A 12,333-nucleotide genomic window follows, 5' to 3' on the forward strand; every position below is an offset into this window, starting at 1 on the left:
GAGCGCCCCCATGCGTCTCTTTTCTCTCGCCGCCGCAGCGCTTGCGGCGGGACTGTTCGCGTCGCCCGCCGCCGCCGAGCCGCTGAAGACGGTCGCGAGTTTCTCCATCCTCGGCGACCTCGTGAAGCAGGTCGGGGGCGAGCGGGTGAGCGTCGAGACGCTCGTGGGCCCCGACGGAGACGCGCACGTGTTCTCCCCCTCCCCGGCGGACGCGAAGAAGGTCGCGCAGGCCAGGATCGTGTTCGAGAACGGCCTCGGCCTCGAAGGATGGATCTCGAAGCTCACCAAGGCGTCGGGCGGCAAGGCGACCGTCGTGGTCGCCACCAAGGGCGTGACCCCGATCGAACTCAAGGACGACGACGACCACGGTCACGATCATGGCCACGGCTCGGTCGACCCCCACGCCTGGCAGAACGTGCGCAACGTCGTGGTCTATGTCGCCAACATCCGCGACGCGCTGATCGCCGCCGACCCCGACGGCGAGGAGACCTACCGGGCGAACGCCGAGAGCTACACCGAAAAACTTGAGGCGCTCGACGCCGAGATCGAGGCCGCCTGGGCGAAGGTCCCGGGCGAGCGCAAGCGCATCATCACCTCGCACGACGCCTTCGGGTATTTCGCGATGGCCTACGGCCTCGAGGTGATCGCGCCCCAGGGCGTCTCGACCGAGTCCGAGGCCTCCGCCAAGGACGTCGCCAGGATCATTCGCCAGATCAAGGAGACCAAGGTCCCGGCGGTGTTCGTCGAGAACATCTCGGACAGGCGCCTGATCGAGCGCATCGCCAAGGAGACCGGCGCGCGCGTCGGCGGCGCGCTGTATTCGGACGCGCTGTCGCCCGCCGGCGGTCCCGCCTCGACCTACGTCGACATGATGCGCTCGAACCTGCGCGAGCTCACCGCGGCCCTGTCGAGCTGAACGCGCCAGCGCCCTCAGTGACGGCTTCGTGATCGCGCGTTCATGAATCCTTAACCATACGGGCGCAGTTTCATCTCATGTCCGGCCTGCGAGCCGGATCGCGTCTCCAGGCGTTCGACCACGGATGTACTGGCGGAGCCTTTCGGGACGCAGAGAGAAGGTCGGGCTTGTCCCGGCCTTTTTTCATTTTCGCTGAACCCTGATCGGAAGAAAGTCTGAAGATCGGCGTCGCTCCACGGCGCGGATCTCTGCTAGGAAGTGCTCCCGATATATCACGCAACGGGAGCGCCCCATGGCCGATCTTCGCCTGCGCCGCAGCGTCCTCTACATGCCCGGCTCCAACCAGCGCGCGCTCGACAAGGCGAAGACCCTCGCGGCCGACAGCCTGATTCTCGATCTCGAAGACGCGGTCGCGCCTGACGCCAAGGAGATCGCCCGCGAACAGGTGTGCCGCGCGGTGAAGGAAGGCGGCTACGGGAACCGCGAGATCGTCATTCGCGTGAACGCGCCCCAGACCCCGTGGGGCGAGGCCGACCTGCAGGCCGCGATCGAGGCCAAGCCCAACGCGATCCTGATGCCGAAGGTGTCGTCGACCGCGGTGCTCGAGCACATCGCCAACCGGCTCGAGGCGCTCGACGCGCCGGAGGGCATCGACGTCTGGGCGATGATCGAGACGCCGGCCTCGATCCTCAACATCCAGGAGATCGCCAAGGCCGCCGCACGGTGCCGGGTTGCCGGCTCACCTGCCTCGTGCTCGGCACCAACGACCTCGCCAAGGACACCTGGGCGCAGATCGTGAAGGGCCGCGCTCCCATGATGCCGTGGATCATGATGGCGCTCGCGGCCGCGCGCGCCAACGGCCTCACCATCCTCGACGGCGTGTTCAACGACATCGAGGACGTCGAGGGCTGCCGCGAGGAATGCCGCCAGTCGCGCGACCTCGGCTTCGACGGCAAGACCATCATCCATCCGAGCCAGATCGAGCCGGCCAACACCTGCTTCGCGCCGAGCAGCGACGAGGTCGAGCGCGCCCGCAAGGTGATCTCGATCTTCGACGAGCCGGAGCACGGCAAGGCCGGCGCGCTCAAGATCGAAGGGCGCATGTACGAGCGCCAGCATCTCGGCATGATGCGCCGGGCGGTCGCCTGGCACGAGGCGATCGTGGCCAAGGGAACGTGAAGCGCGACGGAGAAAAATTTCGGATCTCTGTCGGCTAGCCTGCGCGCCGCTCGTCCTCGGGACGACACGCAGAACCGACGGAGACACGACATGACCGCCGCCGAAACGTCCGCCCCAGAGGCCGCCGAAACCCGCGAACTCGTCCTCGACCGCCTGCTCGACGCTCCCCGCGAGAAGATCTGGCGGTGCTGGACCGAGGTCGAGCTCATGAAGCAGTGGTTCGTCCCGAAGCCCTGGACGGTGCCGCACGCCGAGATCGACCTCCGGCCGGGCGGCTCCTCGCTCGTGGTGATGGCCGATCCGGAGGGCAACGAATATCCGAACAGCGGCGTCTATCTCGAGGTCGTCCCGAACGAGAAGCTGGTCTTCACCGACGCGTTCACGAAGGCGTGGGAGCCGTCCGAGAAGCCGTTCTTCGCCTGCACGCTCACCTTCGCCGACGAAGGCGGCAAGACCCGCTACGTCGCCCGCGCGCGGCACTGGACGGTCGAGGACCGCAAGGCCCACGAGGCCATGGGGTTCCACGAGGGCTGGGGCAAATGCGCCGACCAGCTCGAGGCGCTTGCGAAGACCCTCTGAGCGGATCCGGTCGCGCGGTCTTAGGCGTCCCGATATGGGACGAAGGCCCGACGTCAAGGCGACCCATCGGCGCGTGGCGCGCGCCCCTGCCGGCGGCTACCAGAAGGCCGTCGGGCGATTCGGGGGAAGCGCATGCGGGTGTTGATCGTCGAGGACGACATGGCGGTGGCCGGCGCGCTGAGCCCGCTGGTGACGGAGGCCGGCCACGAGCTCGTCGGGCTCGCGGCCGACCGCGACACCGCCATCGCCCTGCTGGCCTCGACCACTGTCCATCTCGCCCTGATCGACCTTCGCCTCGCCGACGGCTGGACCGGCGCCGACGTCGCGCGCGCCGCCGCGGCCCGCGACATCGCCGGCGTGTTCACCACAGCCAATCCGTCGATGCTGCCAGCCGATCTCGCCGGCGCCTGCGCGGTGATGGCCAAGCCCTATTCGCCGCGCCTCGTCACGGCCGCGCTCACCTACATCGCGGCGCGCGTCGCCGGCGAGGCGACAGGCGCGCCGCCCAAGGGGCTCGATCTCGGACCCCGCTGGCTGGGGTCCGGCCCCCTGCCGTCGTCCCAGCAGGCCGAGCGTCGTCTCTCGGCCTGAAAGGGCGCGGAAGCGCCCCGCGGGGCGGCTCGGCTCAGCTCGGATCGTCGCGGTGCACGTCGTGCACCGTCATGCCTATCGTCTCCGGCGGCTTCACCAGCCAGGCGCGGTTCCTCAGCGTCTTGCGGGTGTCCTGATAGCCGCTGTCCCAGTGCTCCCTCATGGATGTTCCGGAAAACTCGTAGTCCTTGGCGTCACTCTCGTAGATCTTCTGCTGGTAGATCAGGTGCAGGATGTTGATCTGCGGAACGTCCTCCATCGAGGCGAGGAAAATCTTGTCGTCGGCTGTCAGCGCCTCCGGCGGCACGCGCATAAGCGCCTTGTGCAGCTTCAGGCGCATGTTGTGCATCCGCCGAAACGTGTCCGTGTTGTTGCGGGTGCGGCTCGAATACATGATGTCCTTGTGCCGGGCGAGGACGTCCGGCATGTCGCGCGGCAGGATCCCGCGGGCGCTGAACAGGTCCACCTGGAACACCAGCGTGTCGTGGACCTCCTCCTGCTCCAGCAGATACTGGAGCGGCGTGTTGGAGACGATGCCGCCGTCCCAGTAAAATTCGTTCTCGATCTGGATCGACGGGAAGGCCGGCGGCAGCGCGCCCGAGGCCATCACGTGCTTGGGGCCGATGACTTCGATGGCGCTGTCGAAGTAGCGGAAATTGCCGGTGCGGACGTTCACCGCGCCGACGGAGAGCCGCCGCTCGCCGTCGTTGACGATGCGCCAGTCGACGAGCCGGTCAAGCGTGTGTTCGAGTTCGCCCGTATCGTAGAAGCTCGTGGCCCCGTCCGCGCCCGGCAGATTGAGCCAGGGGTTCATGTCCCGCGGCTTGAAGAAGCCCGGCAAGCCGGAGTTCATCGTCATCATCGACGACATCTGGTTGCGCAGCCGGCGGAAAAAGTCGCCCTCGGGATTGAAGTGCCAGACCTTGCGGGCCGACACCGTCTCCCAGAAGTCCCGCAGCCGGTCGAGCTGGTCGCCCGGCTTGTTGCCCGCGATGATGGTCGCGTTGATCGCGCCGATCGAGACGCCCGAGAGCCAGTTGGCCTCGACCCCCGCCTCTTTCAGCGCCTGGAACACGCCCGCCTGATAGGCGCCGAGCGCGCCGCCGCCCTGCAGCACCAGCGCGACCGACTGATACTCCCTGAGCATGGCGGCGATGTCCGGCGTCTCGCTCTTCCGCTTCCTGACGATCTGGTCCATCGCTTCGCTCCCCGTCAGGCCGGATCGGCCATGTAGTCGTGCACGACCTTTCCGAGCCCAAGCGTCAGGTCGGCGATGAAGTGCACCGACGAGACGACCTCGAGCACCGGGAGCTTGGCGACGTCGCAGATCGTGTGGCGGAACAGCTCGAGATCGACCTGGCTCTCCCAGGCGCCTTTCACGACGACGTCCTCGAGCCCGTACTGGACGAGCTCGCAGATGCGCGGGGTGGCGTCGACGTGCGGAATGACCTTCACGAGGAAGTTCGGGGCCGCGAGCGACTTCGCGATCACGTCATGATCGACGGGGCGGTGCTTGTAGCCCATCGACATCACGGCGCAGAGCACCGAGCCGTAATGCAGCTTGCCGATGATGACCTCGCCCTCGTGGACGATCTTCGGATTGGCGAGCTCCTTGGGAAAGCCCCAGATCTCGCGGCCGCCCGCGATCGGCGCGTCGTCGTCCAGGAACATCGAATGCACGTAGACGCCGTGCTGCCCGTCGAGGCTCACGGGAATGACCTGGCCGCTCTCGGTATAGTCGCCGAAGCCGGTCGAATCCGGCATGCGGATGAACTCGTACTTGACCAGCGGCTCGGTGACTTCGAGCGGCTCCGGCACGACGGCGCGCAGCGCGTCCATGTCGGTGCGATAGGTCACGATCAGATATTCGCGGTCGTAGAAGCGATACGGCCCGGGCGGATAGGCCGGGTTGGTGATCGGCATCGCATAGGAGCGGCGGACGTCGGCGAGCTTCATGGGCTGATCTCCTCAGTGCGCCGTCCAGCCGCCGTCGATCGGGATGATCGCGCCGGTGATCGAGGCGGCGACGTCCGAGCACAGGAACGCCGCGAGGCCCGCGACCTGCTCGATCGTCACGAACTGCTTGGTGGGCTGGGCTTCGAGCAGCACGTCGTTGATGACCTGCTCCTTGGTCAGCCCGCGCGCCTTCATCGTGTCGGGGATCTGCGCCTCGACGAGAGGCGTCCACACATAGCCCGGGCAGATCGCGTTGCAGGTGACGCCTTCCCTGGCGACCTCGAGCGCGACCGTCTTGGTGAGGCCCGCGATGCCGTGCTTGGCCGCCACATAGGCCGACTTGAACGGCGAGGCCACCAGCGCATGCGCCGAGGCGACGTTGATCACCCGCCCCCATCCGTTCGTCTGCATCGAGGGCAGAGCCGCCTTGATGGCGTGGAACGCGGAGGTGAGGTTGATCGCGGTGATCGCGTCCCACTTCGGCTCGGGGAACTCCACGATCGGCGAGACGTGCTGGATGCCGGCGTTGTTCACGAGGATGTCGCAGCCGCCGAGGCCGTCGATGGCGAGCGCCACCATCTCCGCGATCTCCGCGCCCGACATCATGTTGGCGGGCGAATAGAGGCAGCGGACGCCGAATTCGGTCTCGATGGCGGCGCGCTTTTCCTCGATGTCGGCGGCGTCGCCGAGACCGTTCAGCACCACGTCGGCGCCGAGCGCCGCGAACCTTCGCGCGACGCCGAGCCCGATCCCGCTGGTCGAACCGGTGACGATCGCGCGCCGACCCCTGAGGTCGGGCTGCTCGGAAAGATTTGACATGTCGCACCCCGGCGTGTGGGAGCGCCGGAGGAGCGGCGTCCCGGGACGAAAGATCAGTCGCCTACGTGTTGACGCACGCCGAGATGTCGCTGTGATGAACCTCGCGCCAGGCCCGCCGCGACCCGCAAGTGCCCAGGACGGCCCGCGCGATTCAGTTCGAAGGCCGACAGCCAGCGGCCGACGTTGATTGGGGTGATGTCATCGTCGCAAGAGCACGCTGTGACTACCTGAGGCTCCACATCCAGGACTTTCCTCCCAGATGAACCTCTGCGTCCACGATGAAGCCGGCATCGGCGATCATCTTTTCGATTTCCGCGCGCGTAAGATGACTTACCCAGCCATGACGCTCGCGGTGTTCGAGCACGCATTTTCCCGTGCGCAGATTGTAGCTCAAAACAAGATGCTTCAGCTGGGCGCGCATCGACTTCAAAAGAGGCAGGGGATCATAGATGTATTCAAGAACCCCCAGCGCCGCGCCGGTGTCAGCGCCGAAATCGGGAAGAGGATCGGCGTTGAAATCCACCACATGGACGCGCGAATAATCGAACGGAGCGATCTCGGCCAGTTTTGCTGCTTTCTCCTCGGGAGAGTCGAAAGCTTTCGCCTCGATGACAAGGTCGAGACGTACGCAGTCGACCGGAATATACTGGACGTCCGGCGCCAAAAACCGCTCGAGCGTCATGGCAGACGCGCCGAAATCCACCACAATCTTGGCGTTCTTGAGAAATTTGGCGGCCAACTCCGCGCGCGGAGCCCAATTTTCTTCCGGAAGGCCTGACGCGCCCGACCACCGCTCGATAAGCGTCCGCTTCTCGAAGATCGCTTTGCGCGTTAGGTCCCGACGCTCGTCCGGCGGAAGATCATAGAACCACTCGCCCATAGCCGATCCTTGCCGTCCTGCAGGGCCGGTCGCCGATCGCGCGACCCACGGGCTTTTGGACCGACCATCAAGACACTCGTCAAGCTGGATCTAGCCCGCTCTGCCGACGAGACCGTAACAGCTTCCTGAGCCACGCAAAACGGGCGGGTCTTCAGCTCACGGACGGAACGGACGCCCGTCGATGATCGCCAAAGGCGTCACGCTTAGCCCGATGCGTCCGCCCGAGAGAGCGAACGGTTTTCAGCCATGTAAGAATATCTGGAACGGATGGTGGGCGTGACAGGGATCGAACCTGTGACCCCTACGATGTCAACGTAGTGCTCTCCCGCTGAGCTACACGCCCGACCGTCCTACGGACCGCCGCGGGAGGCGGTCCGGATCAGAGCGCGGGCTATATCGGATCGTTACGCGGGTGACAAGCGCGCTTCGCGTCATCTTTCGCTATCGTGCGCGCGTCAACGGTCCGTCATGCGACGGCGCCACCTTCCGGGGGCCTCGTCGGCCATCGTGGAGGCCCGCCTTTTCCAGGAGATACGCCATGCGCATGCCTCTCCTCCTGAGCGCGGCGATCGCCGCGCTTTTCATTGCGCATCCCGCATTCTCAAAGGCTCCCGAGATCGGCGTCGTGAAGCCGAAGCTCGAGACCGAGACGCTGACCGAAAGCGATCTCGACGCAGACGCCGACGATCCCGCGGTCTGGGTCGCGCCGGGCGACGGCGCCGACAGCCTCGTCGTCACCGCCGTCAAGAACGGCGGCGTCCGCGTCTATGACCTCAAGGGCAAGCTCGTGCAGCGCGTCGATCCCGCGCCTGACGGCGGCCGCATCAACAATGTCGACGTGGTCTACGGCTTGAAGCTCGCCGACGGTTCGAAGATCGACGCGGCCATCGCGAGCGACCGCGGCCTCGACGTGATTCGAATCTTCAAGATCGAAAGGCCCGAGAACGCGAACGACGACGAAGGGCCTTTGGTCGAAATCACCGCGAAGAACCCGCGCCGCGCCTTTCCGCAGCGCCCGAAGGAGAACGGCAAGGGCCTCGAGGACAATCCGCTCGAGGACCAGAACACCGTCTATGGCCTGACCGCCATCAAGGATCCCGAGAGCGGCGCCGTCTTCGCCGTCGGCACGCAGCGCGGCCAACCGCGCCTCGGGGTCTTCCGCCTTGTCCCGCGGAAGGGCGGAACCGTCGAGGCGGTGTATTTCAGCGAGTTCCGCGTGCCCGTCGTGCACAAGGGCCAGAACCTGCGCGAGGAGAACGAGAACGATCCGCTCAAGGACTGGAGCCCGCAATTCGAGGGCCTCGCGGTCGATCTGCGCGCCGGCGTGCTCTACGCAGGCCAGGAGGACGTCGGGATCTGGCGCATTCCGATCCGCGTGCGCTCCGACATGAAGCCGAAGCTCATCTACGAGACCCGCGGCTCGAAGGAGAGCTCGTTCCACAATCCCGACAGCGTCATCTCGCGCGACGTCGAGGGGCTCTGCGTCTTCTATGGCGAGGACGACAACGCCTATCTGATCGCGTCGAGCCAGGGGAACGCCCATGGCGACGCGCCGACGCCGGACGCGCCTTATGACGACAGCTTCGTCGTGTTCAAGCTGAAGGGCGACGACACGCCGGAGCTGATCGGCTCCTTCCGGGTCGGCAAAGGCAAGAAGATCGACGCCGTGCAGGAGAGCGACGGGCCGAGGTCATCTCCTTCGGGCTGCCGGGCTTCAAGAAGGGCCTGTTCATCACGCAGGACGGCTACAAGGGCGACATCTTCTCGGGAGATCCCTCGCAGACGAACTTCAAGTTCGTGCCGTGGGAGAAGATCGCCGAAAGCTTCACGCCGAAGCTGATGATCGCGCCGAAGGCGTTCGATCCGCGCCGGACGCGGTGACGCTTCCCGGGCGGCCGCATGTGAACCTCCGGGGTCGGCGGACTTACCGCCCGCCCCTGCGCCGCATGACGAAGCCGATGACCTCGGCGACCGCCTTGTAGTGCTCGGCCGGGATCTCCCGGTCGATCTCGAGCGCCGCGTGCAGCGAACGGGCGAGCGGGCGGGTTCTCGATGACCGTGACGCCGGCCTCCTCGGCGACCCGCCTGATGCGCAGCGCGATGGCGTCGACGCCCTTGGCGACGCACATCGGCGCGTTCATGCCGGCCTCGTATTTCAGCGCGACCGCGAAGTGGGTCGGATTCGCGATGACCACGGTCGCGCCCGGCACCGCCGCCATCATGCGCTTCCTCGACCGTGCTGGCGGAGCGCCGGATGCGTCCCTTGATGTGCGGGTCGCCTTCCTGCTGCTTGTGCTCGTCCTTGATCTCCTGAAGCGACATCATCAGCTTCTTGCGCCAGCGGTGGCGGGCGAACAGGTAGTCGGCGATCGCGATCGCGGCGAACACGATCACCGAGGCCACCATCACCTCGAGGCTGAGCTCCTTGAGAAGCGGCAAGAGGCCTGCGAGGTCGCTCTCGGCGAGGGTCGCGAGGCGCGTGCGCTCGGGCCACGCGACCATCCAGATGACGATCCCGACGATCAGGATCTTCAGGAGGCCCTTGAAGAAGTTGAGCAGCCCCTCGACCGAGAAGATGCGCTTGAAGCCCGAGGCCGGGGAAATCTTCGAGAACTTCGGCGTGATCGGCTCGGCGGTCACGATCGGCGGGTGCTGGACCATGTTGCCGGCGATGCCTGCGAAGGCCAGCATCAGCATCGGCAACGCGAGCGCCGCCGCGACTGCGAGCCCGAGGCCTCCGAACATCGCGCGCAGCGACGCGCCGTCGACCGCGATCCGCTCCGGCGAGGCGAGGAAGCGCGTCAGCGTCTGGCCGAGGCTCGCCGTCGTCCCGTCGGCGAAGATCGAGACCACGAGAGTCGCGGCCGCAAGGCCGAACCAGGTGCTGAGCTCCTGGCTCTTCGCGACGTCGCCCTTCTTGAGGGCGTCGTCGAGGCGCTTGCGGGTCGGTTCTTCTGTCTTTTCGCCGCCTTCGGACTCAGCCATGGCTCAACGGCCCAGCAAGAGGCGGAGCGTGTCCGACAGGCCGTCCAGGAAGACGGACATCAACACGCCGATGGTGATGGCGAGCAGGCCGATGCCTGCGATGATGGTGAGCGGAGCCGCGACGAAGAACACCTGAAGCTGCGGCATCAGGCGCGCCAGCACGCCGAGCCCGAGATTGAAGATCAGGCCGAAGACGAGGAACGGCGCGGAGATCTGCACGCCGATCCGGAAGGCGTCGGCGGCCGACGACAGCGCGAGCTTCGCGGCGTCGCCGATGTCCGGGATCACGCCCGGGCGGAACGCCTCGTAGCTCTGGCCGATCGCGGTGATGACGAGGTGATGGAGGTCGGTCGCGAAGATGAGCGCGATGGCGAGCAGGCTCAAGAACGTGCCGACGATCGCGCCCTGCTGCCCCTGCGTTGGGTCGACGGTCATGACGAAGCCGAGGCCGAGCTGGTTCGCGATCACGTTTCCGGCGACCGAGAGCGCCGACATGATGAAGCGCCCGACGAGGCCGAGCATCAGCCCGACGCCGATCTCGGAGATCAGGAGGCCGACGAGCCGCATCGGGTCGCCGGCGTCGATCTGGTAGAGCGGCCGCGCGAACGGCCAGAACACGAAGGCGAGCAGAACCGCGATCGTCAGCCGGAAGCGCGGCGAGACGTTTTCTTCGCCCAGCGCCGGCAGCAGCATGACGAGCGCGCCGACCCGAGCGAGGATCAGCACGAAAGCGGCGACTTCGCGGGAAGGATCTGCAGGGTCATCGGGCGCCCGCGCGGCGGTTCGAGACGCCGATCTGTACCAGAGTCGCTAGCCGCCCGAGACGATCTTCTCGGCGATCCGGCCCATATGGCCGGCGAGCGCGTCGCCCATGAAGGGCAGCGCGAGCAGCATCGCGGCGAAGAGCGCGAGGATCTTCGGCACGAACACCAGCGTCGTCTCCTGGATCTGCGTCAGCGCCTGGATGAGCGACACCACGACGCCGACGACAAGGGTCACCACCATCAGCGGGCCGCCGACCTTGAGAATCGTCCAGAGCCCGTCGCGCGCGACGTCGAGAACTTCGGGAGGGGTCATCGGCCTCAACCTGCTGGGTGCGAACTGACCGCCGCCGGTCAGATCGGCATGCGCATGATTTCCTCGTAGGCCGCGATCACCTTGTCGCGGACGCTCACGAGGGTGTCGAGGGCGAGCTCGCTCTCGGCGACGGCCGTCACCACGTCGACGACGTCGCCCTTGCCGGAGATCGCCTCCATGGCCTTGGCGTCGGTCTGGCGGCCCTGCTCGGCGAAGCCGGAGATCGCCTGCTCCAGCATGTCGCCGAAGCCGCCGCCTTTCGGCGCGGCCAACGGGCTCTGGACGCCGCCCGCGGCGCCGCCCATGAGGCCGGATATGGACGCGTAGGCGCTGGCGGCCGCCGTGGGGCTCGTCATGTCCGTCTATCCTTCCCGTCAGGCCCTGAGGATCTCGAGCGTGCGCGAGATCATCCGGCGCGCCGCTCCGACCATGTTGAGGTTCGCCTCGTAGGAGCGCTGGGCGTCGCGCATGTCGGTCTGCTCGATGAGCGAATTCACGTTCGGCATCAGCACGTTGCCCTTGGCGTCGGCCAGCGGGTTGCCGGGCTCGTACTTGACGCGGAAGTCCGAGCGGTCGCGCTCGATGCGGCCGAGCGTGACGGACTGCGCCGCGAGCTCGTCGTCGAAGGTCGCTCGGAGCGTCGGCACCTTGCGGCGATAGGGCTCGCCGCCGGCCGTGCGCGCGGTCGAATCGGCGTTGGCGATGTTTTCCGAGATGATGCGCATGCGCCCGGCCTGCGCCTTCATGCCGGCGGCCGCGAGGCCGATCGCGGGAAAGGTCCATGGGTCGCCTCCTCAGCGCCGCCCGAGGGGCGGTGCGCAGAAGGCCGAGGCTCTTGCTGTAGAGCATCGCGGCCATCTGGTGGTCCATCTGGTTCTGGGCGGTCTTGGACATCTGCTCCTCGAGCGTCACGCCGTTGCCGTCCGGAGTGCGGGCGAAGCCGTCCACGGGGCCGGCGCGGCCGAGATCCTGAACGGACGCCAGCGTCATGTGGCGGCTGTCGGTGCGAACCGGCGCGGTCCCCGGGCTCGACAGGTCGAGCGGCGTGAGGTCCTGGCCGCGGAAATTCGGCGTCGAGGCGTTGGCGACGTTCTCGGCGAGCACGCTCTGACGCGCCTCGTGCCAGCGCATCTTTGTTTTCAGCGCCGATATCAGCGATGGTTCCGAGATGCCGTTCACGGGTCTTTCCCCAGTCGCGGCGCCGAACTCCATTTTCGCGATTTGCGCCGCCGCCCGGCAAAATCTGCCGCCTCCATGGTTAACGAGGCGTTAAGAACGTTAAGTTTCAATTCACCTTGCGCGTGACTCTGGCTATGACGAAGCGGTCTGTCGCGGTCGTGTGATCTTCATG

General features: G+C 66.6%; 13 protein-coding genes, 1 tRNA gene and 3 pseudogenes. 7 read left to right on the forward strand and 10 right to left on the reverse strand.

Annotated features, from left to right (window positions below; all coding sequences use genetic code 11):
* Positions 1–10 precede the first annotated feature (10 nt).
* The 4 genes and pseudogenes from K6K41_RS05210 (at position 11) to K6K41_RS05225 (ending at position 3,265) form a co-directional block, all read left to right on the forward strand.
* Positions 11–916: a metal ABC transporter substrate-binding protein gene (locus tag K6K41_RS05210; protein ID WP_261404186.1), complete on the forward strand. Its 906-nt coding sequence runs from the start codon at positions 11–13 to the stop codon at positions 914–916.
* Positions 917–1,208: 292 nt separating this feature from the next.
* Positions 1,209–2,095: pseudogene (locus K6K41_RS05215) on the forward strand (HpcH/HpaI aldolase/citrate lyase family protein).
* Between the two features lie 90 nt (positions 2,096–2,185).
* Positions 2,186–2,674, forward strand: a complete 489-nt coding sequence (locus K6K41_RS05220) for an SRPBCC family protein (RefSeq protein ID WP_261404187.1) — start codon at positions 2,186–2,188, stop codon at positions 2,672–2,674.
* 132 nt (positions 2,675–2,806) lie between these two features.
* Positions 2,807–3,265 carry a response regulator gene (locus tag K6K41_RS05225; protein ID WP_261404188.1) on the forward strand — a complete coding sequence of 153 codons (459 nt, stop codon included), beginning with the start codon at positions 2,807–2,809 and terminating at the stop codon, positions 3,263–3,265.
* 34 nt (positions 3,266–3,299) lie between these two features.
* Here the strand turns inward: K6K41_RS05225 and K6K41_RS05230 are convergent, their stop codons facing one another.
* The 5 genes from K6K41_RS05230 to K6K41_RS05250 all read right to left on the reverse strand — a co-directional run bounded on the left by K6K41_RS05230 (position 3,300) and on the right by K6K41_RS05250 (position 7,263).
* Entirely contained in the window at positions 3,300–4,463 is a 1,164-nt protein-coding gene (locus K6K41_RS05230) for a patatin-like phospholipase family protein (RefSeq protein WP_378146203.1), read from the reverse strand.
* Between the two features lie 14 nt (positions 4,464–4,477).
* A complete protein-coding gene (locus K6K41_RS05235; RefSeq protein WP_261404189.1) occupies positions 4,478–5,221 on the reverse strand; it encodes an acetoacetate decarboxylase in 744 nt (247 codons plus the stop codon).
* A gap of 12 nt (positions 5,222–5,233) precedes the next feature.
* On the reverse strand, positions 5,234–6,040 hold the full coding sequence (locus K6K41_RS05240; protein ID WP_261404190.1) for a 3-hydroxybutyrate dehydrogenase: 807 nt from the start codon (positions 6,038–6,040) through the stop codon (positions 5,234–5,236).
* A 223-nt stretch (positions 6,041–6,263) separates the two neighbouring features.
* Positions 6,264–6,920: a hypothetical protein gene (locus K6K41_RS05245; RefSeq protein ID WP_261404191.1), complete on the reverse strand. Its 657-nt coding sequence runs from the start codon at positions 6,918–6,920 to the stop codon at positions 6,264–6,266.
* A 268-nt stretch (positions 6,921–7,188) separates the two neighbouring features.
* A tRNA-Val gene (locus tag K6K41_RS05250) sits at positions 7,189–7,263 on the reverse strand.
* Positions 7,264–7,464: 201 nt separating this feature from the next.
* Between K6K41_RS05250 and K6K41_RS05255 the strand changes: the two are divergent.
* Both K6K41_RS05255 and K6K41_RS30200 read left to right on the forward strand, forming a co-directional pair.
* Positions 7,465–8,544: pseudogene (locus K6K41_RS05255) on the forward strand (phytase); the annotation flags it as partial.
* A 107-nt stretch (positions 8,545–8,651) separates the two neighbouring features.
* Positions 8,652–8,801, forward strand: coding sequence for a hypothetical protein (locus tag K6K41_RS30200; RefSeq protein ID WP_428978592.1), 150 nt, complete (start codon positions 8,652–8,654; stop codon positions 8,799–8,801).
* A 43-nt stretch (positions 8,802–8,844) separates the two neighbouring features.
* On the opposite strand, the pseudogene flhB reads toward K6K41_RS30200, so the two are convergent.
* From flhB to flgC, 5 genes and pseudogenes are all read right to left on the reverse strand, one after another.
* Positions 8,845–9,905: pseudogene (gene flhB, locus K6K41_RS29930) on the reverse strand (flagellar biosynthesis protein FlhB).
* Between the two features lie 3 nt (positions 9,906–9,908).
* Positions 9,909–10,598 carry a flagellar biosynthetic protein FliR gene (fliR, locus tag K6K41_RS05265; RefSeq protein ID WP_428978593.1) on the reverse strand — a complete coding sequence of 230 codons (690 nt, stop codon included), beginning with the start codon at positions 10,596–10,598 and terminating at the stop codon, positions 9,909–9,911.
* 117 nt (positions 10,599–10,715) lie between these two features.
* Positions 10,716–10,982 carry a flagellar biosynthesis protein FliQ gene (gene fliQ, locus K6K41_RS05270; protein ID WP_261404194.1) on the reverse strand — a complete coding sequence of 89 codons (267 nt, stop codon included), beginning with the start codon at positions 10,980–10,982 and terminating at the stop codon, positions 10,716–10,718.
* 38 nt (positions 10,983–11,020) lie between these two features.
* Entirely contained in the window at positions 11,021–11,338 is a 318-nt protein-coding gene (fliE, locus tag K6K41_RS05275) for a flagellar hook-basal body complex protein FliE (RefSeq protein ID WP_261404195.1), read from the reverse strand.
* An 18-nt stretch (positions 11,339–11,356) separates the two neighbouring features.
* Positions 11,357–11,728 (reverse strand): flagellar basal body rod protein FlgC, encoded by a 372-nt coding sequence (gene flgC, locus K6K41_RS05280; RefSeq protein WP_261404196.1) that lies wholly within the window; start codon positions 11,726–11,728, stop codon positions 11,357–11,359.
* A 242-nt stretch (positions 11,729–11,970) separates the two neighbouring features.
* On the opposite strand from flgC, the gene K6K41_RS05285 reads away from it, so the two are divergent.
* Positions 11,971–12,093, forward strand: coding sequence for a hypothetical protein (locus K6K41_RS05285; RefSeq protein WP_261404197.1), 123 nt, complete (start codon positions 11,971–11,973; stop codon positions 12,091–12,093).
* Positions 12,094–12,333: the final 240 nt, after the last annotated feature.

Source organism: Chenggangzhangella methanolivorans, assembly GCF_019797865.1.
GTDB classification, from domain to species: Bacteria; Pseudomonadota; Alphaproteobacteria; order Rhizobiales; family Methylopilaceae; genus Methylopila; species Methylopila methanolivorans.

Bases quoted from the DNA above. Each gene is read 5' to 3' on its own strand.
- K6K41_RS05210 (WP_261404186.1), top strand. From the start codon at position 11: ATGCGTCTCTTTTCTCTCGCCGCCGCAGCGCTTGCGGCGGGACTGTTC.
- K6K41_RS05220 (WP_261404187.1), top strand. From the start codon at position 2,186: ATGACCGCCGCCGAAACGTCCGCCCCAGAGGCCGCCGAAACCCGCGAA.
- K6K41_RS05225 (WP_261404188.1), top strand. From the start codon at position 2,807: ATGCGGGTGTTGATCGTCGAGGACGACATGGCGGTGGCCGGCGCGCTG.
- K6K41_RS05230 (WP_378146203.1), bottom strand. From the start codon at position 4,463: ATGGACCAGATCGTCAGGAAGCGGAAGAGCGAGACGCCGGACATCGCC.
- K6K41_RS05235 (WP_261404189.1), bottom strand. From the start codon at position 5,221: ATGAAGCTCGCCGACGTCCGCCGCTCCTATGCGATGCCGATCACCAAC.
- K6K41_RS05240 (WP_261404190.1), bottom strand. From the start codon at position 6,040: ATGTCAAATCTTTCCGAGCAGCCCGACCTCAGGGGTCGGCGCGCGATC.
- K6K41_RS05245 (WP_261404191.1), bottom strand. From the start codon at position 6,920: ATGGGCGAGTGGTTCTATGATCTTCCGCCGGACGAGCGTCGGGACCTA.
- fliR (WP_428978593.1), bottom strand. From the start codon at position 10,598: ATGCTGCTGCCGGCGCTGGGCGAAGAAAACGTCTCGCCGCGCTTCCGG.
- fliQ (WP_261404194.1), bottom strand. From the start codon at position 10,982: ATGACCCCTCCCGAAGTTCTCGACGTCGCGCGCGACGGGCTCTGGACG.
- fliE (WP_261404195.1), bottom strand. From the start codon at position 11,338: ATGACGAGCCCCACGGCGGCCGCCAGCGCCTACGCGTCCATATCCGGC.
- flgC (WP_261404196.1), bottom strand. From the start codon at position 11,728: ATGAAGGCGCAGGCCGGGCGCATGCGCATCATCTCGGAAAACATCGCC.
- K6K41_RS05285 (WP_261404197.1), top strand. From the start codon at position 11,971: ATGTGGCGGCTGTCGGTGCGAACCGGCGCGGTCCCCGGGCTCGACAGG.